This window comes from Paraburkholderia sp. RL17-368-BIF-A (assembly GCF_046054045.1).
Classification (GTDB): Bacteria; Pseudomonadota; Gammaproteobacteria; order Burkholderiales; family Burkholderiaceae; genus Paraburkholderia; species Paraburkholderia graminis.
The window spans coordinates 157921-180849 of record NZ_JARESN010000001.1 but is presented as its reverse complement, the minus strand read 5'-3'; the positions used below and the strand labels follow the sequence as shown (position 1 = coordinate 180849).

17 protein-coding genes are annotated in these 22929 nt (G+C 64.9%); 7 read left to right on the top strand and 10 right to left on the bottom strand.

From position 1 onward, the window contains the following. Positions 1 to 54 precede the first annotated feature (54 nt). Entirely contained in the window at positions 55 to 396 is a 342-nt protein-coding gene (locus P0D87_RS00745; RefSeq protein ID WP_006048947.1) for a hypothetical protein, read from the bottom strand. 116 nt (positions 397 to 512) lie between these two features. Then, positions 513 to 1259 carry an arylesterase gene (locus P0D87_RS00740; RefSeq protein WP_053858070.1) on the bottom strand — a complete coding sequence of 249 codons (747 nt, stop codon included), beginning with the start codon at positions 1257 to 1259 and terminating at the stop codon, positions 513 to 515. Between P0D87_RS00740 and P0D87_RS00735 the strand changes: the two genes are divergently transcribed. Then, positions 1258 to 1944 (top strand): ABC transporter ATP-binding protein, encoded by a 687-nt coding sequence (locus P0D87_RS00735; RefSeq protein ID WP_029968371.1) that lies wholly within the window; start codon positions 1258 to 1260, stop codon positions 1942 to 1944. The two genes, P0D87_RS00740 and P0D87_RS00735, sit on opposite strands and share 2 nt — an antisense overlap. Positions 1945 to 2121: 177 nt before the next feature. Here the strand turns inward: P0D87_RS00735 and pgi are convergent, their stop codons facing one another. The 3 genes from pgi to P0D87_RS00720 all read right to left on the bottom strand — a co-directional run bounded on the left by pgi (position 2122) and on the right by P0D87_RS00720 (position 7229). Next, positions 2122 to 3744 (bottom strand): glucose-6-phosphate isomerase, encoded by a 1623-nt coding sequence (gene pgi, locus P0D87_RS00730; protein WP_053858071.1) that lies wholly within the window; start codon positions 3742 to 3744, stop codon positions 2122 to 2124. A 343-nt stretch (positions 3745 to 4087) separates the two neighbouring features. Beyond that, on the bottom strand, positions 4088 to 5674 hold the full coding sequence (locus tag P0D87_RS00725) for a bifunctional ADP-dependent NAD(P)H-hydrate dehydratase/NAD(P)H-hydrate epimerase (protein ID WP_053858072.1): 1587 nt from the start codon (positions 5672 to 5674) through the stop codon (positions 4088 to 4090). Positions 5675 to 5921: 247 nt separating this feature from the next. Further along, a complete protein-coding gene (locus P0D87_RS00720) occupies positions 5922 to 7229 on the bottom strand; it encodes an FAD-dependent oxidoreductase (protein ID WP_053858073.1) in 1308 nt (435 codons plus the stop codon). A gap of 350 nt (positions 7230 to 7579) precedes the next feature. Here P0D87_RS00720 and purL point away from each other — a divergent pair, with 350 nt between their 5' ends. The 3 genes from purL (at position 7580) to P0D87_RS00705 (ending at position 13560) form a co-directional block, all read left to right on the top strand. Continuing rightward, positions 7580 to 11674 (top strand): phosphoribosylformylglycinamidine synthase, encoded by a 4095-nt coding sequence (gene purL / locus P0D87_RS00715; protein ID WP_053858074.1) that lies wholly within the window; start codon positions 7580 to 7582, stop codon positions 11672 to 11674. 277 nt (positions 11675 to 11951) lie between these two features. Then, positions 11952 to 12278, top strand: coding sequence for a helix-turn-helix domain-containing protein (locus P0D87_RS00710; protein WP_085962920.1), 327 nt, complete (start codon positions 11952 to 11954; stop codon positions 12276 to 12278). Continuing rightward, positions 12268 to 13560: a HipA domain-containing protein gene (locus P0D87_RS00705; protein WP_006048955.1), complete on the top strand. Its 1293-nt coding sequence runs from the start codon at positions 12268 to 12270 to the stop codon at positions 13558 to 13560. The genes P0D87_RS00710 and P0D87_RS00705 overlap by 11 nt, the downstream gene beginning before the upstream one ends. Before the next feature lie 55 nt (positions 13561 to 13615). Here P0D87_RS00705 and P0D87_RS00700 read toward each other — a convergent pair whose 3' ends face one another. The 5 genes from P0D87_RS00700 to P0D87_RS00680 all read right to left on the bottom strand — a co-directional run bounded on the left by P0D87_RS00700 (position 13616) and on the right by P0D87_RS00680 (position 17462). Further along, a complete protein-coding gene (locus tag P0D87_RS00700) occupies positions 13616 to 14395 on the bottom strand; it encodes a peptidylprolyl isomerase (protein ID WP_006048956.1) in 780 nt (259 codons plus the stop codon). Between the two features lie 11 nt (positions 14396 to 14406). Beyond that, complete coding sequence (locus tag P0D87_RS00695) at positions 14407 to 14718, bottom strand: BolA family protein (protein ID WP_006048957.1); 312 nt, start codon at positions 14716 to 14718, stop codon at positions 14407 to 14409. Between the two features lies 1 nt (position 14719). Beyond that, on the bottom strand, positions 14720 to 15250 hold the full coding sequence (locus P0D87_RS00690) for a septation protein A (RefSeq protein ID WP_006048958.1): 531 nt from the start codon (positions 15248 to 15250) through the stop codon (positions 14720 to 14722). A 171-nt stretch (positions 15251 to 15421) separates the two neighbouring features. Beyond that, the gene (gene msrB, locus P0D87_RS00685) at positions 15422 to 15844 is read right to left on the bottom strand and encodes a peptide-methionine (R)-S-oxide reductase MsrB (protein WP_006048959.1); all 423 of its coding nucleotides are present in this window, start codon (positions 15842 to 15844) and stop codon (positions 15422 to 15424) included. A 61-nt stretch (positions 15845 to 15905) separates the two neighbouring features. Beyond that, the gene (locus P0D87_RS00680) at positions 15906 to 17462 is read right to left on the bottom strand and encodes a protein adenylyltransferase SelO (RefSeq protein ID WP_053858075.1); all 1557 of its coding nucleotides are present in this window, start codon (positions 17460 to 17462) and stop codon (positions 15906 to 15908) included. A gap of 221 nt (positions 17463 to 17683) precedes the next feature. Between P0D87_RS00680 and P0D87_RS00675 the strand changes: the two genes are divergently transcribed. From P0D87_RS00675 to P0D87_RS00665, 3 genes are all read left to right on the top strand, one after another. Further along, complete coding sequence (locus P0D87_RS00675) at positions 17684 to 19369, top strand: 3-(methylthio)propionyl-CoA ligase (RefSeq protein WP_053858076.1); 1686 nt, start codon at positions 17684 to 17686, stop codon at positions 19367 to 19369. Between the two features lie 185 nt (positions 19370 to 19554). Beyond that, a complete protein-coding gene (locus P0D87_RS00670; protein WP_053858077.1) occupies positions 19555 to 21639 on the top strand; it encodes a 3-hydroxyacyl-CoA dehydrogenase NAD-binding domain-containing protein in 2085 nt (694 codons plus the stop codon). 108 nt (positions 21640 to 21747) lie between these two features. Then, positions 21748 to 22926, top strand: coding sequence for an acetyl-CoA C-acyltransferase (locus P0D87_RS00665; protein ID WP_053858078.1), 1179 nt, complete (start codon positions 21748 to 21750; stop codon positions 22924 to 22926). Positions 22927 to 22929: the final 3 nt, after the last annotated feature.

Genomic DNA, 22929 nt, shown 5'->3' with positions numbered 1-22929 from the left:
ATTCGACAACTGAGCGCTCGTCGAACGATCCTGGCGCTCGTCAGCGCCTCGCGATTACAGGCACGAACTGATCGCGCCGGTGGCGTCGCTGCCTGCTGCGCCATTTGCGCGGAAGCCGACCCACGAACCCTTGCCGGAGTATGAAGGACGCACGACAGCGGCCGCGCCGTTCGGCGGCTGCTGGCCAGGCACATACACGTCGACGGCCTGATCGTTAGCGAGCGTGTCTTGCGACACGACCTGCTGCTGCGAGCCGTCCGCCCACTTTTGCGCGATGCAGGTCGCCACGGCCTTCGGCGGTTGCTGGCTTTGTCCAACGGATTGGACGCCAGCCGGCGGTTGAGCGGCGCAGGCAGAAATTGCCACGGTCAAAGCGATTAACGGTAGGTATTTCACGTTATCTCCTCAGAAGTCGCTCAGAATCGAGCCGGGTACACGGGATTGCGAAGCGTGAGATAGAGCGCGCCGATCCGTGTTCCCGTGATGTCGGACACAAGTTGCTAGCCGCCTGCCTAGCGCGGCGAACTTGCACGAAGGAGTGGCTTCACAGCAGGCCACACGTTGTTCAGTAGCACTGGCTGTGCCTGCTGCGTCGGATGAATCTGGTCCGCCTGGAACATATCGGGCTTGTCGGCAATGCCGGCGAGCAGAAACGGCACCAGCGGCACGCGCAGTTGCTTCGCGAGCTGGCCATAGATGCCGTGGAACTTTTGCGTATAGTCGGGGCCGTAGTTAGGCGGCACGTACATGCCCACGAGCACGACTTTCGCGTGACCTTGCTGCGCCTCTTCGATGATCGTGCGCAGGTTCGCTTCGGTCGTGGCGAGCGGCACGCCGCGCAACGCGTCGTTCGCACCCAGTTCCACGATCACAATGCTGGGCTTCAAACGCTGCATGAGCGCCGGCAAGCGGGCTCGTCCGCCGCTTGTCGTGTCGCCGCTGATGCTGGCGTTGGCAACGCTATAATCGATTCGCTCTTCGGTCAGGCGCTGGCGCAGCAACGCAACCCAGCCCGTATCGCGGGGCAGGCCGTATTCGGCGGAGATGCTGTCGCCCAATACGACGATCACCGGCCTGGCCGCTTCGGGCGCATTCGGTGCGTTGGCTGCGTTGGGTACATTAGCCGCGCGAACCGCGAAACTCGCCGATAGCAAGGCCGCGGCCAATACGACCGGGCCGATTACCACTGAGCTCGTTGCCGGAATAATGGCGTTGGCGCAACGCCTGATGGCGCGCACTTTCAACCTACGCCTCACCATGCTAAACAAAACTGATCCAGTCATTGAAGTGCGGGGTTTGTGCAAGAAGGTTAAGGATGCAACGGGCGAACTGACCATTCTCGACAACATCGACCTGGCTATCCAGGCCGGCAGCAGTGTCGCGATAGTCGGCGCGTCCGGGTCGGGCAAGTCTACGCTGCTCGGCCTGCTCGCAGGATTGGACAGCGCAAGCGCCGGCTCGGTTCGTCTGCTCGGCCGCGAGCTCACGACATTGAACGAAGACGAGCGCGCGGCACTGCGCAGCGGCTCGGTCGGCTTCGTGTTCCAGTCGTTCCAGTTGATGCCGCATTTGACCGCGCTCGAAAACGTCACTTTGCCGTTAGAACTGCAAGGCGGTATCGGCACCCGCGAGGCCGCGCTGCGCGCGCGCCGGCTGCTCGAGCAGGTCGGCCTCGGGCAGCGCACCGGTCATTATCCGAAGCTGCTGTCGGGCGGCGAACAGCAACGCGTGGCACTGGCGCGCGCGTTCGTCACGCACCCGGCCATTCTCTTCGCCGATGAACCGACCGGCAGCCTCGATGCCGCGACCGGCCACGCGGTGATCGACCTGATGTTCGAGATGAATCGCGCGAATGGCGCAACGCTGATTCTCGTCACGCACGACGTCGAACTGGCGCGCCGCTGCGATACGACAGTGACGATCGAAGCGGGGCGTCTGGCGTGAGCGAGGTGGAGGCGCGGTTAACACCGCGCTCATCAGCGAGCTACAACCAGTAAGCGCGACACATGCCGTTAGGTCGAAAAAAAGCGGGCCGCTAAAGGCCCGCTTTCTACTTCACACAGCGCAACGCATATCGAACACGCCGACCGCAAATGCGCCGGTTCGACCAGCGCACCAATCTCAGCGCTTCAAAGCCGCCCGCGCCCTTGCGATCAACGCCGACGTCGACGAATCGTGTTTCTTTTCATCGACGCTTGCCGCGGTGAGATCGGCTTCAACCACCTTGCCGAGAATCTTGCCCAGCTCGACGCCCCATTGATCGAACGGATTGATGTTCCAGACCGACGCCTGCACCAGCACCTTGTGTTCGTACAGCGCGATCAACGCACCGAGCGAACGTGCGGTGAGCGCGTCGAGAATCAGCGTACTGGTCGGACGGTTGCCCGGGAACACGAGGTGCGGCGCAAGCTCCGGCTTGTCCGGACCGGCGACCTTTTTCGCTTCTTCGAGCGTGCGGCCGAGCATCAGCGCTTCGCTTTGCGCGAAGCAGTTGGCGAGCAGCTTCGCGTGATGATTGACGAGCGGATGCTCAGGCGTCAGCACGGCGACGAAGTCGATCGGCACAATGGTCGGACCTTGATGCAGCATCTGGAAGAACGCATGCTGGCCGTTCGTGCCCGGCTCGCCCCACGTCACGGCGGAGGTCGGATAGTCGACCATCGCGCCATCCAGACGCGCCGACTTGCCGTTGCTCTCCATCTCCAGTTGCTGAAGATATGAAGGCAGGTAGTGCAGCGCTTCCGAATACGGCGCGACGAGATAGCTCTGCGAGCCGAAGAAGTTGCGATACCAGATGCCGATCATGCCGAGCAGCACGGGCAGATTCTTGTCGAGCGGCGCGGTGCGGAAATGTTCGTCCATTTCGTTGGCGCCCGCGAGCAGCTCGCCGAACTGCTGCGGTCCGACCGCGATCATGATCGACAGACCGACTGCCGACCACAGCGAATAGCGGCCGCCCACCCAGTCCCACATCTCGAACACGTTCTCTTGCGCAATGCCGAACTTGACCACTTCCGAAGGGTTCGCCGATACGCCGACGAAGTGCTTCGCGAGCGCGTTTTCCGGGCAGCCTTTCTCGATGAACCAGTCGCGCAGCGAGCGCGCGTTCGTCATGGTTTCGAGCGTGGTGAAGGTCTTCGAAACGATGATGGCGAGCGTCTCTTCGGGATCGATCTGCTGCATCACGTTGTAGAGATCCGCGCCGTCCACATTCGACACGAAGTGCGTGGCGATCTCGGGCGTAGCCAGATGATGCAGCGCGTGCACGACCATTTTCGGCCCGAGGTCCGAGCCGCCGATGCCGATGTTCACCACGTGGCGAATGCGCTTGCCCGTGTAGCCGGTCCACGCGCCGCTGCGCACCTGGTCGGCGAACGCAGCCATCTTGGCGCGCTCGGCTTGCACCTGCGCGTGGAACGGCGCGCTCGGGCTGCTCGCGCGCAGCGCGGTGTGGAGCGCCGCCCGGCCTTCGGTCGGATTGACGACTTCGCCCGCGAACATCGCGTCGCGGCGCTTTTCGACGCCGGCTTCGCGGGCGAGTTGCACGAGCAGCTTCAGCGTGTCGTCGGTGATGCGGTTCTTCGAAAAGTCGGCCGCGAGACCGCCGCCGGCGAACGCAAAGCGTTCGGCACGCGTGGGCGCGGGATCGTTCTCGGGGGCGAACCAGTCGCGCAGGTGTGCATTGCGAATCTGCTCGTAATGCGTTTGCAGCGAGGACCAGGAGGGGAGCGAGTTCTGGGTCATAGCGTCCGTCTAACCAGGGGCACGAAGAAAGGCGCGCGCGAAGCGCCGCCAGGGATGATGCAACGATGCTGTTAGAGCGAGACCGCACGGCCGCGTTCGTGGTGAAATTTCAGAAGCTGCGGCACCATGCAGCGCTTCGCCGCGGTTCGTGGAATCCATCGCGATTCGCGAGGCACTGCATGCGTCAGGCGGCGAACATAATTACTGAGCGCGGTCTATCTACACAGTGGGTCACGCAGTCACTCAGTATAGCGGCGTTGCGTGACAGGCGGCAGGGCTTTAGCCACCCGGTATAGGACGCCTCTTGCCGCACGCGGCGCGATGCCGCTCAGCGCGCCATCACTCATGATTGCGTCGACGGATAGAACATGCGGTTCATCAAGCTGCGCACCATTGGTGCGAGTTCGCCTGCCGTCAGTCCGGCGGGGCCGTGACCTTGCGCGGTGAGCGTGTCGGCGGCGAGTCCGTGCAGATAGACGCCCGCGAGCGCCGCTTCGTAGCCCGGCAGGCGTTGCGCGAGCAAGGCGCCGATGATGCCGCCGAGCACGTCGCCGGTGCCGCCCGTCGCGAGCGCGGCATTGCCGGTCGGATTGATCGTGAGACGGCCGTCGGGGGCGGCGATCACCGTGCCCGTTCCCTTGAGCACCACCACGCTCGCGAAGCGCGCAGCGAGCGCGCGCGCCGCGCCGAGGCGGTCCCGCTGCACGCCGGCGGCGTCGGTGCCGAGCAGGCGCGCGGCTTCGAGCGGATGCGGCGTGAGCACGCACGGATCGCCTTCGACACCGCGCGCGGTGACGGCCGCGGCCAACGCCGCGTCGTTCGAAATCAGATTGAGCGCGTCGGCATCGAGCAGCTTCGGCACGTCGAGTTGCAGCACGTCGCGCAGCACGCGCGTGGCGCGCTCGCCGTGGCCCATGCCGCAGCCCACCGCCAGCGCGTCCATTTTGTCGAGCGGCAGATCGTCGACGGCATGCAGCATCAGTTCGGGATGCGGTGGGTCGTAGGGCGGGGCGCCCGCGCCGAGCAGCGCGACGTGGACCTTGCCCGCGCCGCTGAAAAGCGCCGCGCGCGAAGCCAGAATCGGCGCGCCGCACATGCCGGTGTCGCCGCCGACCACCGCGAGACTGCCGAACGTGCCCTTGTTGGTCGCGAAGTCGCGCGGCGGCAGGAACGTCGCGAACAGTTCCGGCGCGTTAAGCCGAATCGAGGCGCGCGCCGTGCTGTCGATGCCGATCGGCGCGACCGTCACCGCGCCGGCAAGATCGCGGCCCTGCGCGGTGAAAAGACCCGGCTTCCCGGCGATGAACGTGACGGTGTGCGTCGCGCGCACCGCGGCTTCGCCGTCGTCGACGATCGTGCCGGTGTCGCTGTCGAGACCGCTCGGCACGTCGAGCGCCAGCACGCCGCCGCCATGCGGCCGGGCCCGCGTGCGCTGCGAAAGCCGGCGCGCGATGTCGGCGAACACGCCTTCCAGTGGGCGCGCGAGGCCAATGCCGAACATGCCGTCGACAAGCCACGTGTACCCATCGAACGAAGCAGGCGGCGCCTGGGTGATCGAGACGCCGTTCGCGCGCGCCGTGTCGAGCGCCCAGCGGGCGTCGTCCGGTTTCACTTCGACGGGCATGCACAGTTCTGTGGCGATGCCCGCCTTGTGCAGTTGCGTCGCGAGAATCAGCGCGTCGCCGCCGTTGTTGCCGGGGCCGGCGATCAGCCAGACGCGCTGGCGGGATTTTTCCGTCGACGTGTCGCGCGTGATCTGTTCGCGCAGGAAGCTGGCGGCCGCCTTGCCGGCGCGGTCCATCAGCGTGTGCGCGGGCAGCGACGCCGCGGCTTGCGTTTCGGCGATCCGCAGATCGGTCAGCGTGAGCAGCGGCAGCGCGCGGTTGTGCGGGCGGATCAGCGTTGGCGGCGTGAGGTCGGCATCGGTCATGGCGAGAACAGGGCGAGAACAGGGCGAGCACCTTGGGTAAGGCGCGAGAGCTTCTGGAATCGCTATGGTAGTGCCGATGGACGCGCCGCGTGGCAGTTTGGCGAGGCGAGATGAGACGAGGCGAGATGAAGTGAGATGAGGCGAGCTGGTCTGCGGCCATGCAAAGCACCGGCGGCACTGCTAGCGCTGGCCGGGCGCGAACGGCATTCGCAAAAACCGTGGCTACGTCCCACGGCCCGCGCAGCGCTTAAACCCCTTGCCCGAACCGCTCGGCCCGCAACGCGGCGAGCGTTTCCGCCGGGAGATCCGGCGTCTCGCCCGAGATCAGATCCGCGACCAGCTTGCCCGCTCCGCAGGCGACGCCCCAGCCCGCGGGCCCATGCCCCACATTGACGAAGAGCCGCGGATGCAGCGCATTGCCGACCACGGGCAGTCCGTCCGGCGACAACAGCTTGACGCCTTCCCACGGCAAGGCCGCCGAGATGCGCGCGGCGCCGGGAATCCAGTCGTGCGTGGCCTGGCCGAGGAGCGCGAGCGCTTCCTTGGTCAGCGCCTCGCCAAGCGGCTTGTCGAGCTGGTTGGCGGCTTGCAGGACCGCGCCGCCGGCAATCCGCAAACGGTGATTCATGCGGCTGATCGTGATGCGCTTGACCGCATCGACGATGGCCACGTGCGGCGCGCATTCTTCATGCGCGATCGGTGCGACCAGCGTGTGAATGCGCAACGGATAGAGCGGCAGTCGCAAGCCGAGGCGCTCGAGCAGCGCGAGACTGCCTTGACCGGCGGCGACCACGACGGCGTCCGCGTGAATCACGTCGACTTCGCGCGAACGGGAAGTTTCGCCCGGCCGCGACGCAAGTTCGACCGCCGCGCGCTGGCCGTCGAGGCGGATCGACGACACCTCGCAGCCGAGCATGAACTGCACGCCGCCCTGGTTGTCGAGCGTCTGCTTGATGAGCTTGGTGAAGAGCGGACAATTGGCGGTTCGTTCGTGATCGAACACGACGCCGCCCGCGAATTCCGGCTCGGTGCGCACCGAATGCTCGTAGGCCGCGCATTCCGCGGGACTGAGCACGCGATGCGGCACGTGGTGCAGCGCCAGCAGGCCGAGCGCGGGCTGCAACTGCTGCCACTCCTGCGCGGAACGCACCAGATAGAGCAGGCCGCTTGCCTGTTCGAACTCGTAGCCAAAGCGCGCTTCCATGTCCGCCATCGCCTCGCGCGAGGACTCGATGAGCGGCCGCAACATCTCGTACTGATGACCGAACTCGTCCGGCTCCTGCAACGCGGCGAGCTTCTTCACGAACTGGCGCGCCGGGCCGCTGAAGCCGGGCTTGCTGATCACGCCGTTTTTCGCGTTCTGCCGGCTTGCCATGAAGGTCGGGCCGAACCAGACGTCGAGCGGCGTCGGCAGGACCGTGCCGCCGTGACCATAGGTGGCGCCCTGCGCGACGGTGGCGTGGCGCTCGACGACGCATACCCGGTGGCCGGCCGCGCGTAGCTGATAAGCGGTGGCGACGCCAGCAATCCCGCCGCCAATGACGATGACATCCATTGTTCTGATTCGATTTGCCGGGGCGAGGCGCCGAGGCGTGACATGCGGCGCGGCCGCACCTCGCGCGCAGCCAAGACTTCCGGAACGAAGTCCGGCGCGGCTCGCGACGTGAGGCTGGCGCAAGGCCACGCCTTGCTCGCACCGATCTGATGAAAGGGCGAATGATAGCAGTCAACGACCGCGCGCGGCGCGCCGGAGCATGGCCGAGAGCGCCTCGCGGAGCGCGGGCGAGCCCACGTCGCAGGCCGCTGGAAGCCCGTTCCCGGGGTATAATCCCGGACTTCCTTTCCGCCTCATGTCGCCATCACGCGCGACTCTTCGGCATCATTGAGCGACGCAACGTCAAGTCCATGGCCCACTTCTCGTGTTTCCCCGGCGCTTCGGCCCTTTCCGATTTCCGTCAAACCCGCCTGCTCGAAACGCTCACGCGCATCGACCCGAACATCACGGGCGTGCGCGGACAATACCTGCACTTCGTCAACGCGCACGCTCCGCTTTCCGCAGAAGACAACGCGAAAATCGAGGCGCTGATGCACTACGGCCATCCGCTCGAAGAAGTCAAAGAGCGCGGCGCCGCAGAGACGTTCCTCGTGGTGCCGCGCTTCGGCACGGTGTCGCCGTGGGCGAGCAAGGCAACGGACATCGCGCATCTGTGCGGGCTCACGCAGGTGCGCCGCATCGAGCGCGGCGTCGAGTACACGGTCACGCTGAAAAGCGGGCTGCTCGGCGGCAAGAAGGCGCTCTCCGACGAAGCCCGTGAGGCCGTCGCCGCCGCGTTGCACGACCGCATGACCGAGAGCGTCGCGCCGTCGCGCGATTACGCGCTGCATCTGTTCGACGAACTGCCGGCCAGGCCGCTGCAAACCGTCGACGTGCTGGGTCAGGGCCGCGGCGCGCTGGAAACCGCGAACACGGAACTGGGCCTCGCGCTCGCCGACGACGAAATCGACTACCTGGTCGACGCCTTCACGAAACTCGGTCGCAACCCGACCGACGTCGAACTGATGATGTTCGCGCAGGCCAACAGCGAGCACTGCCGTCACAAGATTTTCAACGCGGAATGGACCATCGACGGCGAGAAGCAGGACATCTCGCTCTTCAACATGATCCGCAATACCGAGAAGCTCAATCCGCAAGGCACGATCGTCGCGTATTCGGACAACTCGGCGATCATGGCGGGCGGCATGGCCGAGCGCTGGTTCCCGCGCACGCCGGAGCAGCTCGGCGAGAACGAATTGCCCGAGCACTATCGCCGCAGCGTCGAGCTCACGCACACGCTGATGAAGGTCGAAACGCACAATCACCCGACCGCGATTTCGCCGTTCCCCGGCGCCGCGACCGGCGCGGGCGGCGAGATCCGCGACGAAGGCGCGACGGGCCGCGGCGCGCGTCCGAAGGCCGGCCTCGCGGGCTTCACGGTGTCGAACCTGGAATTGCCCGACGCCGTCGAGGCATGGGAAAACGCGCGCGACGTCGCCGAGCCGCTCGCGCATCGCAATCCGAACAATAAGTACGAAGCGTATGGCCGCCCGGACCGTATCGCGTCGCCGCTGCAAATCATGATCGACGGACCGCTCGGCGGCGCCGCGTTCAACAACGAATTCGGCCGGCCGAACCTGGGCGGCTATTTCCGTGCTTACGAGCAGAATGTGGCGGGCCTCGTGCGCGGCTATCACAAGCCGATCATGATCGCGGGCGGCATCGGCAATATCTCGGATCAGCACACGCACAAGCACGACTTGCCGGAAGGCTCACTGCTGATTCAGATCGGCGGCCCCGGCATGCGTATCGGCATGGGCGGCGGCGCGGCGAGTTCGATGGCGACGGGCACGAACACAGCCGAACTCGACTTCGACTCGGTTCAGCGCGGCAACCCGGAAATCGAGCGGCGTGCGCAGGAAGTCATCAACGCGTGCTGGCAACTCGGCGACAAGAATCCGATTCTGAGCATTCACGACGTGGGCGCGGGCGGTTTGTCGAACGCGTTTCCGGAAGTGGTCGACGGAGCAGGCAAGGGCGCGCTGTTCGATCTGCGCAAGATTCAGCTCGAGGAAAGCGGTTTGTCGCCGCGCGAGATCTGGTCGAACGAGGCGCAAGAGCGTTATGTGCTGGCCATTGCGCCGGCCGATTTGCCGGCGTTCCAGGCCATGTGCGAGCGTGAGCGCTGCCCGTTCGCCGTGATCGGCACGGCCACGGCCGAGCGTCAACTGAAGCTGATCGATCCTGAACTGAAGGACGACAACGCGCATCAACCGGTCGACATGCCGATGGAAGTGCTGCTCGGCAAGGCGCCGCGCATGCATCGCGACGTCAAGCGCGTCGAGTCCAAACTGCAAGCCGTCGATGTGACGGGCATCGCGCTCTCCGAAGTCGCGGTCAGCGTGCTGCGTCATCCGACGGTCGCGAGCAAGTCATTCCTCATCACCATCGGCGACCGTTCGGTGGGCGGCACGACCGCGCGCGACCAGATGGTCGGCCCGTGGCAGGTGCCGGTCGCGGACGTCGCGATCACGACGATGGACTACGCGGGCTTCCGCGGCGAAGCCATGACAATGGCCGAGCGTACGCCGCTCGCCGTCATCAACGCGCCGGCGTCGGGCCGCATGGCGGTTGGCGAGGCGATCACGAATATCGCAGCAGCGCCGATTGCGTCGCTCGACAAGCTGAAGCTGTCGGCGAACTGGATGGCCGCGTGCGGCGCGCCGGGCGAAGACGCGGCGCTCTACGACACGGTCAAGGCGATCGGCATGGAATTGTGCCCGGCGCTCGGCATCAGCATTCCGGTCGGCAAAGACTCGCTGTCCATGCGCACGAAATGGGAAGACCGCGGCGTCGCGAAGGAAGTGGTCGCGCCGGTGTCGCTCATCATTTCGGCGTTCGCGCCCGTCGAAGACGTGCGCCGGCATCTCACGCCGCAACTGCGTCGCGCAAGCGGTGCGGACGGCGTCGGCGACTCGGTGCTGATCGCGATCGACCTCGGCCGCGGCAAGCATCGGCTGGGCGGCAGTATCCTCGCGCAGGTCACGCAGCAGATCGGCGACACGGTGCCGGACGTCGACGAGCCCGAAGACATCAAGCGCTTCTTCAACGCGATCCAGTCGCTCAACAGCAACGGCAAGCTGCTCGCTTACCACGACCGCTCGGACGGTGGCCTGTGGGCGACGGTCTGCGAAATGGCGTTCGCGGGCCACGTCGGCGTGTCGCTGAACGTCGACATGCTGGTGCTCGACCCGCATCACGAGTCCGATTACGGCGACGCCAAAGACTGGGCGAAGCAGACGAGCGGCCGCCGCGAAGACCGCACGATCCGTGCGCTTTTCAACGAAGAACTCGGCGCCGTGGTGCAGGTGCGCGCAGCCGACCGCGACGTGGTGCTCGCCGCGTTGCGCGAACATGGCCTCGCGGCCTGCTCGCATGTGATCGGCAAGATCAACGACCGCGACGTCATCGAAATTTATCGCGATGCGAAGAAGGTCTACGAAGCGCCTCGCGTCGAACTGCATCGCGCGTGGAGCGAGGTGAGCTGGCGCATTTCGCGTCTGCGCGACAACCCGGCTTGTGCCGACGCCGAATACGACACGCTGCTCGACGCCGCCGATCCGGGCATCACGCCGGTGCTGACGTTCGATCCCGCCGAAGACGTCGCCGCGCCGTACGTCGGCAAGAGCGCGCGTCCGCGTGTGGCGATCCTGCGCGAGCAGGGCGTGAACTCGCACCTGGAAACGGCTTATGCGTTCGACCGCGCCGGTTTCGACGCGCACGACGTGCACATGAGCGACCTGCTCGCGGGACGTGCGAACCTCGCTGACTTTGCCGGCGCGGTTGCGTGCGGCGGCTTCTCGTACGGCGACACGCTCGGCGCGGGCGAAGGCTGGGCGAAGGCGATCCGCTTCAACGCGCAACTCGCCGACATGTTCGCGGCGTTCTTCGGCCGTGCGGACACCTTCGCGCTCGGCATCTGCAACGGCTGCCAGATGATGAGCAGCCTCGCGTCGATGATCCCGGGCGCCGAAGCCTGGCCGAAGTTCACGCGCAACAAGTCGGAGAAATTCGAAGCGCGCTTTTCGCTCGTGCAGGTGGAGGCTTCGCCGTCGATTTTCTTCGCCGGCATGGAAGGCTCGCGCATTCCGGTCGCGGTCGCGCACGGCGAGGGTTACGCGGACTTTTCGCAGCAGGGCGATGCGTCGAAGGTCGCGGTGGCAATGCGTTATATCGATCACCGTGGTCAGGCGACCGAGCAGTATCCGTTCAACCCGAACGGTTCGCCGGACGGCATCACGTCGGTCACGACGCCGGACGGCCGCTTCACGGTGCTGATGCCGCACACGGAGCGCGTGCACCGCGCGGTGCAGATGAGCTGGCATCCGGAAGGCTGGGGCGAGGGCGCCACCGACGCAAGCCCGTGGCTGCGCGTGTTCCAGAACGCACGGCGCTGGTTGGGCTGATCGCCTGGAGCGTAGCCGGTAGAGCCGTAGAACAGGCTGCCGCGTTTTTCGCGGCAGCCCGTTCCGCTGCGCCGAGCCGCAGGTCGCCGTCCTCGCCCTCGCGGCCGCTTCGGTCCACTTCTCTTCGTACCCGCTCGGGTACGAAACACCTCATTTCTCCCGCTTTTCACCGGTTTCGTATCCGCTCGGGTACGAAACACCCGGTTTCACCCCATTTTGACCCGCTTCGTATCCGCTCGGGTACGAAAACGGCTTTGCACCGCTGCGCTATGCCATAATGTTCCCGAGCGGATACGGACGGCGAAGGGAGTCGAAAGTGCGGGAATCCGGAGTGTTGATTACTGACATTGCGCAGTTGGGCGAACTGGCGCGAGCATCGCGGCTCGCGCAAGGGCTCACGCGAGACGACGTCGCGCTTGCCACCGGCCTGTCGCCCAAATTCATCAGCCACATCGAGGCGGGCAAGACGACGGCGCAGATCGGCAAGGTATTGCATCTGCTTGGCGAACTCGGCATAACACTGCGCGCCGAGACCCCCGTCGATCTTCCTGCGGCCGCGGCCGCAGGTGCACCTCGTCGCCGGCGGAGCAATCGTGGCGGCTAGAACACTCGTCGCATACGCCAACCGCCGGCGCGTCGGCACCGTGAGCGATGAAAACGGCGTCTGGTCGTTCACCTACGACGAGGAATGGCTCGGCTACGGCGACGCGTTCGCGCTGTCGCCCGCTTTCGCGTTCCAGTCCGCGTCTTTTGTGGATGGCTCGAGCGAGAGGCCGGTTCAATGGTTCTTCGACAATCTGTTGCCCGAAGAAGAAATGCGAGCGGCGCTTGCTCGCGAAGCCACAGTCGATGCAAACGATGCGTGGGGTCTGCTCGCCTACTACGGCCGGGAATCGGCAGGCGCGCTGACTCTGCTCGCGGAAGGCGAGCGCGAGGCTTCGGGCGGTTTGCAACCGTTGTCGTACGCCAATCTCGACGCGCGCATTCGCGCCATGCCCGAACGTGCGCTGACCGCCACCGCACCCAAGCGCATGTCGGCGGCTGGCGCGCAGCAGAAGCTTCTTTTGACGTTAAGGGGCAATGCACCGGAGTACGAGCTTCTCGAGCCGCTAGGCAGCGAGCCGTCCATGCATTTGCTGAAGCCCGATATGCGAAGCACGGGCTATCCGCATTCGGCAATCAACGAATTTTTCTGCATGCGACTGGCGCAGGCCATGGGCCTGCCGGTGCCGCCCACGCATTTTCTGCGCGTGCCGTCGGCGTGTTATGTGATCGACCGCTTCGATCGCGACATCTCCAGCGAGCCGGTTCGGCGCCTGCACACGATCGACGCGATGCAGCTGCTGAACTACGACCGCAGCTTCAAATACCGGAACGCGAACGCGCAGGTATTGAGCGATGCCATCGAGATAACCAGCACGCGAGCCGTCGCGCGGCTGCATCTGTTCCGTTGGGCCATCTTCAATGTGCTTATCGGCAATGCGGACTCGCATCTCAAGAACGTGTCGTTTTTCGCGACTTTCCGGGGCTACATGCTCGCGCCGTTCTATGACCTGGTGAGCACAGTCGTCTATCACACGCCGACTTACCAGCCGCACAATCAGGACCGCTGGCCCGACTGCGACCTGACCATGCCTGTCGGTCAGGCCACGCGTTTCGCCGACATCTCCAGGAAGAACATGCTCGAGTTCGGGCAAGCACTGCGCCTTCCTCTGAAAGGCTGCGAGAAATTGCTGGACGAAATGCTGGCACTGGCCGACGCGAAAGTCGCGAACACGCGGCGGGCCGTCGACGAAATCGCGCAGCCGAATGCCGGCGAAGTCCGCCTGCTCGATTCGATCGTTGCAATGCCGCTTGCTGAAATGAGCCGGGCGCTGCGCAAATAAAAAGCCCCGTTCAGTCATCGACTGAACGGGGCCATGAAGCGACCCAGCTTGCCGCTTACTGGATCTTCGCGTTCTTGCGCAGACCTTCTTCGAACGCCTGCAGCTTTTCCTGCTGAATCTGCTGCACGATCTGCGGGCGCACCTGTTCCAGCGGCGGCGGCGTGATGCTGCGCACGTCGTCCACACGAATGATGTGCCAGCCGAATTGCGTATGCACCGGCGTCTCGCTCATCTGGCCTTTCTGCAGATGCGTGGCCGCGTCCGCGAACTCGGGCACGTAGGCTTTCGGATCGGACCAGTCGAGGTCGCCGCCGTTCTTGCCCGAGCCCGGGTCCTTCGAATATTGCTTGGCGAGATCCTCGAAGCTCGCGCCGCCCTTGATCTTCGCGATCAGGTCCTTCGCCTGCTGTTCGTTGTCGACGAGGATGTGATGCAGGTGATACTCCTTGCCGCCCGCGTCCTTGATCAGCGCGTTATAGCGAGCGGTGACTTCCGCGTCGCTCGGCGTGTTCTTCTTCACGAAGTCTTCGATCAGCGCGCGCAGCACGACCGTTTGCTGTGCGACGGCGATTTGCGCCTTGATGTCCGGCCGATTCGGCAGCCCGCGGCGCAGCGCTTCCTGCATCAGGATCTCGCGATTCACGAGCTCTTCGCGCACTGCCATTTGCAACTGCGGCGTGTTTTGCTGGCCTTGATGAACCAGTTGATCGATCAGCGCGTCGGCACGCGCTTTCGGAATCGGCGTGCCGTTCACCACGGCGATGTTCTGTGCGAATGCAGGTGCGGCCGCAAACGCAGCCAGCAATACCCAAAGGCGGGTTTTCTTCAAGGTCATCGGAAGGTTTCCTAGCGGGGCAACAAAGCGAATTCTTCGGGCGTGTAAGCCGTGATGGCAAGGGCATGAATGCCGCGCTGCATGGCGTCGGCCAGCGCATCATACACCATGCGATGCCGCGCCACGCGGGGCTTCCCGGCGAACGCGGCGGCCACGATCGTGACGCTGAAATGACCGCCGGCAGAGGCTCCGGCGTGGCCTGCGTGCTGCGCGCTGTCGTCGGTGATCTGGATCGACGCGATGGGCGCGAGCGCAGCCGTGAGACGCGCCTCGATCAGCGCGGCGCGCTCGGCGGTGGTGGCGTGCATGAACACGTCGCTCATGTCATTCCTCCTTCATGTACTTCGACAGCCACAAGCTTTGCCCGACGATAAACACCACCAGACAGCCGGTTGCGCCGAACAGTTTGAAATTGACCCATTGGTCGGTCGTGTAGTTGTACGCGACGAACAGATTGAGCAGCCCGAGCAGCACGAAAAAGATCGCCCAGATGACATTCAGCTTGCCCCAGATCGCGTGCGGCAGCGTGATCTGCTTGCCCATCATCGCTTCGATGAGGTTCTTGTTGAAGGCCAGTTGCGAGACGATCAGCACGACGGAGAAAGCCCAGTACAGCACGGTCGGCTTCCACTTGATGAAGGTGTCGTTATGCAGCACGAGCGTCGCGCCGCCGAACACGGTGACGACGCCGAGGCTCACCCACAGCATCGGATCCACCTTGCGATGGCGGAAGGCCACCCACGCGATCTGCACCAGCGTGGCGACGATCGCCACTGCCGTCGCCGTGAAGATGCCCCACACCTTGAAGGCGACGAAGAACAGGATGATCGGGAACAGATCGAACAGAAATTTCATGTGTGGACGGGGAATTCGGAGAGTGGGTCGGAGAGGCAGGGGCGCCGTGATCCGCCAACTGGCTGGCTGCGCCGGGCGCTCAGCTTCAGCATCACGACCGACGGCGCCTGGCGGACCGTGCAAGCGGCCGCCAACCACTCGTCGGGTCCCGCCATCAGCGCACGCGCTGCGTTACTTGGGCTCGAATTGTAACGCAGCCGAATTGATGCAGTAGCGAAGACCGGTCGGCGCGGGGCCGTCCTCGAACACGTGGCCGAGATGCGCGCCGCAGTTCTTGCATTGCACCTCGATGCGCAGCATGCCGTGCGAGCGGTCGGTCTTCTCCGCGATCACTTCGCCGTTGATCGGCTTGAAGTAGCTCGGCCAGCCGCAGCCGGCGTCGAACTTGGTATCCGATTCGAACAGCGGCGTGCCGCAACAGACGCAGTCGTAGATGCCGCGATCCCAGTGATCGTGATAGCGGCCGGTGAAGGGACGCTCGGTGGCCGCGTGCCGCGTCACCTGATATTCGATGTCGGAAAGCTGCTTGCGCCACTCGGCGTCGTCTTTCTGTACGGCCGGGGCGTCGTGCTTGAGGTCGTCGGGATTGTTCATGGTCGGTTCCTCTCTCGGGCTTGGGTGGGAGCGCGGTTCGCGCGATGCGGCGTCGCGCGCGTCACGACGAGCAGCTCACTTCGAGCGAGCTTGCCCAGTCGGGCGGCAAGCCGGCATACGCCTCATGCTCGGGCTGTTCGTCGAACGGACGGCACAGCACGGCGGCCAGACGCTCCAGTTCGGAAAAGTCCTTCTCTTTCGCGCGGCGGATCGCCGTTTCCGCCAGATGATTGCGAAGAACGAATTTGGGGTTGACGCGGTTCATTGCAATGGCGCGCGCCGCGTCGTCGCGTGTTTCATGGGACAGCCGCGCGCGATAGTCGTTCGCCCACGCGTCGAACGCGGCGCGATCGAGGAACAGATCGCGCACCGGCGCGTCGCCGCTCGCGTCGTGTTTCGAGAGACGCGCGAGATTGCGGAACGTCAGCGTGAAATCGGCGCGATTCGCGTGCATCACGTCGAACAGGCGATTCACGAGGGCCGCGTCGCCGTCGCGCTCGATCTCGAGTCCGAGCTTCGCGCTCATGCGCCGCTCGAGCGCCGGACCGAAGCGGTCCTTGAAACCGGCGAGCACCCGCTGCGCGTCTTCGATCGACTTGTCACCGCGCACGCTCTCTTCATAGCGTTCGCCGAGCAGCGGCAAGAGCCCTTGCGCGAGACAGAAGAGATTCCAGTACGCGATTTGCGGCTGCATCCGGTACGCGTAACGGCCTTGCGAATCGGAGTGATTGCAAATATAGCCGGCGTCGAAGCCGTCCATGAACCCGAACGGGCCGTAGTCGATCGTCAGACCGAGGATCGACATGTTGTCGGTGTTCATCACGCCGTGGCAAAAGCCCACGGCCTGCCATTCGACCATCAGGTCGGCGGTGGACAGCACCGCTTCGTTCAGCAGCGCGAGATACGGGTCGTCGGCTTCGCGGCAATGCGGATAGAAGCGCTCGATCACATGATCGGCGAGCGCGCGCAGCGCGTCCGTGCGGTCGTTCGAATAGAAGTGCTCGAAGTGGCCGAAGCGCACGAAGCTCGGCGCGACGCGCGTGACCACGGCGGCCGTTTCGACTTCCTCGCGCCGCACGGGCTGGTCCGAGCCGATCACGCACAACGCGCGTGTGGTCGGAATGCCGAGATGATGCATCGCCTCCGAGCACAGGAATTCGCGAATCGACGAGCGCAGCACCGCGCGGCCGTCGCCCATGCGCGAATAGGGTGTGCGGCCCGCGCCTTTCAGTTGCAGCTCGAAGCGCTGGCCGTCATGTTCGACTTCGCCGAGTCCGAGCGCGCGGCCGTCGCCGAGTTGACCCGCCCACACGCCGAACTGATGCCCCGAATAGACCGATGCATAGGGCAGCGCGTCTGCCGGCCATTCGCGCGTGGCGTTGCCCGAAAACAGCTCGGCGAAGCCCGGATCTTTTTCGAGCCCCGGCTCCAGGCCGAGCATCGCCGCGGTCTCGGAAGAGAAACCGACGACGTACGGCGCGTTGAGCGGCGTTGCCGGCAAACGCGTGACAAACGTGCTGCCAAGCTGCGCGAACGCGTTTTCGTTGGAGGTGGAAAGAGCTTCGGAAAGTGCCGCCAAAGGCCCGGACAGGCCTGCAATGCTTGGGGAAAACGACATGTTGAGCGCCTCACTATTAACCGATATTGTAAGTCCGCACCCGCGGCGCTGCTGGCGGCCCGGCACGTAAGCCGCGCGGGCCGCGTGGCTGCCGATGCGTGGCGAGCCGCCGGCTCGCTTGCCGACTGCTTCAGCAATTTCACTGCCGCGGCGGGTTTTCCGCGCACGGCGCTTTCCGATCCGCACTCTTTGAAAAGCAAAAGGCGAGGAGACGACTCTTTATGACGATGCCGCTGCTTGGCCAGATGATGGACGTGCCCCTCACCGTGTCCTCGCTGCTTGCGCACGCCGCGCGGCATTTCGGCACCGCCGAGATCGTGTCGCGGCGCATTGAAGGCGACATCCACCGTTATACCTATCGCGATTGCGAACGGCGCGCGAAGCAACTCGCGCAGGCGCTCATCGCGCTTGGCGTGCAGCCCGGCGAGCGCGTCGCGACGCTCGCCTGGAACGGCTACCGGCATCTCGAAACGTACTACGGCACGACAGGCTTCGGGGCGGTGTGCCACACGATCAACCCGCGGCTTTTTCCCGATCAGATCGCCTACATCGTCAATCACGCCGACGACGCCTACGTGCTCTTCGACACCACGTTCGCGCCGCTCGTCGACGGGCTCGCGCCGCAATGTCCGAAAGTGCGCGGCTGGATCGCGCTCGCCGACGAAGCGCATCTGCCGGCCATGCAAACGCCCGCGCTCAGCTACGAAACGCTCGTGAACGCGCACGACGGCGACTTCGAGTGGCCGCCCATCGACGAGCGTCAGGCGTCGTATCTCTGCTATACGTCGGGCACGACCGGCAATCCGAAAGGCGCGCTGTACTCGCATCGCTCGACGGTGCTGCATGCGTTCGGCGCGTCCTTGCCCGATGCGATGGCGCTGTCCGCGCGCGATTCCGTGCTCCCCGTCGTGCCGATGTTCCATGTCAACGCATGGGGCATCCCGCACGCCGCGCCGCTCACCGGCGCAAAGCTCGTGTTCCCCGGCAAGGACCTCGACGGCAAGTCGCTGTTCGAACTCATGGAGCGCGAACGCGTCACGTATTCGGCGGGCGTGCCGACCGTCTGGCTCGGCCTGCTCAACTATCTGCGCGAAAGCGGCTCGCGGTTTTCGTCGCTGGAGCGCACGGTGATCGGCGGCTCCGCCTGTCCGCCGGCGATGCTGCGCAGCTTCGTCGACGACTACGGCGTGCAGGTCATTCATGCATGGGGCATGACGGAGATGTCGCCACTCGGCACGCTCTCCAAACTTACGTGGGAACAATCGCAGCGGCCTGTCGCGGAGCAGCGCAAACTGCTCGAGAAGCAGGGGCATGCGTTGTACGGCGTCGATATGAAGATCGTCGGCGACGACGGGCAGGAACTGCCGTGGGACGGCGTTGCGTTCGGCGATCTGTACGTGCGTGGGCCGTGGGTGATCGACCGATATTTCCGCAAGGACGACTCGCCGCTCGTGGACGGCTGGTTTCCGACCGGCGATGTCGCGACCATCGACCACGACGGCTTCCTGCAGATCACGGACCGCTCGAAGGACGTGATCAAGTCGGGCGGCGAATGGATCAGTTCGATCGACGTGGAAAACGTCGCGATCGCGCATCCCGCAGTGGCCGAAGCGGCGTGCATTGCGTGCGCGCATCCGAAGTGGACCGAGCGGCCGCTCCTCGTCGTGGTCAAGCGCGCGGGCCTCGACGTGACGCGCGACGAACTGCTCGCGTTCTACAACGGCAAGGTCGCCAAGTGGTGGATTCCGGACGACGTCGTGTTCGTCGACGAACTACCGCATACGGCGACGGGCAAACTGCAGAAGCTCAAGCTGCGCGATATTTTCCGCGATCATGTGCTGCCGTCCGCGCTCGAAGACCGCATGCACGAAGGCGATTGCCCGCTCGCCAGGGGAAACCCCGCCTGATCGTAAATTGAACGAGCGTGCTTTTTTGTGTATTCTGCCTGCTGACACCGGAACCGCCGACCTAAGCTGAAGACGAAGGCCGGCGCATTCGAGTTGGGCCATTCGCCGGCTCGATCAACCGGACGGGCGGCGCGCGCTGCGCCGCCTCATCTCATGGATGCAATGCATCGCACGGAGGCAGGCAGATGGCAGTGGACTACACAACCCATGACGGCGTGGCCGTCATCACGCTGAACAATCCTCCCGTCAACGGCCTCGGCCTGTCGACGCGCGCGGGGATCGTCGAAGGCATCGAGCGAGCGCAACGCGATCCGGCCATCCGGGCCATCGTGCTGACGGGCGCGGGCAAGGCCTTCTCGGGCGGCGCCGACATCACCGAATTCAACACGCCGAAGGCGACCCAGGAGCCGACGCTCGCCACCGTCATCAAGACCGTGGAAGGGAGCGCCAAGCCGGTGGTCGCGGCCATTCACAGCGTCGCGATGGGCGGCGGCCTCGAACTGGCGCTCGGCGCGCACTACCGCATCGCCGCACCCGGCGCGCAGATCGCATTGCCCGAAGTGAAGCTCGGCATTCTGCCGGGCGCGGGCGGCACGCAGCGTCTGCCGCGCGCAATCGGCCTCGAAGGCGCGCTCAACATGATCGTGTCCGGCGCGCCGGTCGACTCGCAGAAACTGGCCGGTTCGGGCCTCTTCGACGAACTCGCCGAAGGCGATCTCACGCAAGCCGCGCTCGCGTTTGCGCGCAAGGTCGGCGCAAAACATGGCCCGCATCCGAAAGTGCGCGATCGCGAGATCGAGCATCCAAACCCGGAAGGTTTCATTCAGTTCGCGCGCAACAGCGTCGCGGCTATCGCGAAGAATTTTCCCGCGCCGCTCAAATGTATCGACGCGGTCGAGGCCGGCGTGAAAAACGGCTTCGACAAGGGCCTCGCATTCGAGCGCGAGTGCTTCGTCGCGCTCGTGCAAACACCCGAGAGCCGCGCGCTGCGCCATGCGTTCTTCGCCGAACGCGCGGCGAGCAAGATTCCCGATGTGCCCGCCGATACGCCGGTGCGCGAGATCCGCCAGGTCGCGGTGATCGGCGCGGGCACGATGGGCGGCGGCATCGCGATGAACTTCATCAACGCGGGCATTCCGGTCACGCTGCTCGAGATGAAGCAGGACGCGCTCGAGCGCGGTCTTGCCACGATCCGCAACAATTACGAAGCGAGCGTGAAGAAGGGCAAGCTCAAGCCCGAGGCGCTGCAGGAGCGCATGGCGCTCATCACGACCACGCTTTCCTACGACGACCTGAAGAACGCCGACCTGATCGTCGAAGCGGTGTTCGAGGAACTCGGCGTCAAGGAGCAGGTATTCAGGCGTCTTGATGAAATCGCGAAGCCGGGCGCGATTCTCGCGTCGAATACGTCCACGCTCGATGTCGACAAGATCGCCGCGTTCACGAAGCGTTCGCAGGACGTCGTCGGCACGCACTTCTTCAGTCCGGCCAATGTGATGAAGCTGCTCGAAGTGGTGCGTGGCGAGAAGACCGCGAAAGACGTGCTCGCCACCGTCATGAAGCTCGCGAAAAAGATAAAGAAGACCGCGGTTGTTTCGGGCGTGTGCGACGGCTTTATCGGCAACCGGATGATCGAGCAGTACATCCGCCAGGCGCTCTTCATGCTTGAAGAAGGCGCGCTGCCTGCGCAGGTCGATCGGGCCATCGAAAAATTCGGCTTTGCGATGGGGCCGTTCCGTATGAGCGACCTGGCGGGCAACGACATCGGCTGGGCGATCCGCAAGCGCCGCTATCAGGAACAGCCTGACATGCACTACTCGAAAATCGCCGACCGTTTGTGCGAGAGCGGGCGCTTCGGCCAGAAAACCGGCGGCGGCTGGTACGACTACAAGGCGGGCGACCGCACCGCGTATCCGTCGAAAATGGTGGACGAAATGATCGTCGCTTATTCGAAGGAAACCGGTAGCGAGCGGCGCAAGATCGGCGACGAGGAAATCGTCGAGCGCCTCGTGTTCGCGCTCGTGAACGAAGGCGCGAAGATTCTCGAGGAAGGCATTGCGTCGAAAGCGTCGGACATCGACATGGTCTATCTGACCGGCTACGGCTTCCCGCTTTATCGCGGCGGCCCGATGCTGTACGCGGACACCGTCGGCCTTTACAACGTCGAGCGCGCGATACGCCGCTACGCATCGCAGCCGAACGGCGACGCGTGGCAACTTGCGCCGAGCATCGCCGAACTGGCGGCGCAGGGCCGCACGTTTAACGGCTGAGTTGACGCGTAGAGCAAAAACGCTCGCATCGAACGACAAAGGTGGCGCGGGTCACTCCCGCGCGTTAGCGCATGCGCCACCATCGACATTGACACGCAGGAGATTCGCATGACTGACGCCGTAATCGTATCGACCGCTCGCACGGGGCTCGCCAAATCATGGCGCGGCGGTTTCAACATGACTCACGGCGCGACGCTCGGCGGCCACGTGACGAAGGCCGCGGTCGAGCGCGCGAAGCTGGACCCGGCGCGCATCGAAGACGTGATCATGGGTTGCGCGAATCCGGAAGGCGCGACGGGCATGAACATCGCGCGGCAGATCGCGCTGCGCGCGGGCTTGCCGGTCAGCGTGCCGGGCATGACGGTCAACCGTTTCTGTTCGTCGGGATTGCAAACTATCGCGCTTGCCGCGCAGCGCGTGATCGCCGGCGAAGGCGATGTGTTCGTCGCGGGCGGCGTGGAATCCATCTCGTGCGTGCAGAACGAGATGAACCGCCACATGATGACCGAAGGCTGGCTCAGCGAGAACAAGCCGGAAATCTACTGGTCGATGTTGCAGACCGCCGAGAACGTCGCCAAACGCTATTCGATTTCGAAGGAACGTCAGGACGAATACGGCGTGCGCTCCCAGCAGCGCGCCGCAGCCGCGCTCGAAGCCGGCCGCTTCAACGACGAGATCGTGCCGTTGACGGTGCTCGCGGGCGTCGCCGACAAGGCAACGGGGCGTCTTTATACGAAGGAAGTCACCGTCAGCGGCGACGAGGGCATTCGCGCGGACACGACGCTCGAAGGCGTATCGAAGATCCGCACGGCGCTGCCCGGCGGCGTGATTACCGCGGGCAACGCGAGCCAGTTTTCGGATGGCGCGTCGGCTTGCGTGGTGATGAACGCGAAGCTCGCGGAACGCGAAGGGCTGCAGCCGCTCGGCATTTTCCGCGGCTTCGCGGTGGCCGGCTGCGAACCGGACGAGATGGGCATCGGCCCGGTTTTCGCGGTGCCCAAGCTGCTCAAGCAGGCCGGTCTGAAAGTCGGGGACATCGACCTGTGGGAACTGAACGAAGCGTTCGCCGTGCAGGTGCTGTATTGCGCGGACAAACTCGGCATCGACCAGGAGCGCTTGAACGTGAACGGTGGCGCGATTGCGGTGGGCCATCCGTATGGCGTGTCGGGCGCGCGCCTCGCCGGACATGCGCTGATCGAAGGCAAGCGGCGCGGCGCGAAGCTCGTCGTGGTGACGATGTGCATCGGCGGCGGGCAGGGCGCGGCGGGCCTCTTTGAAGTGGTCTGAGGT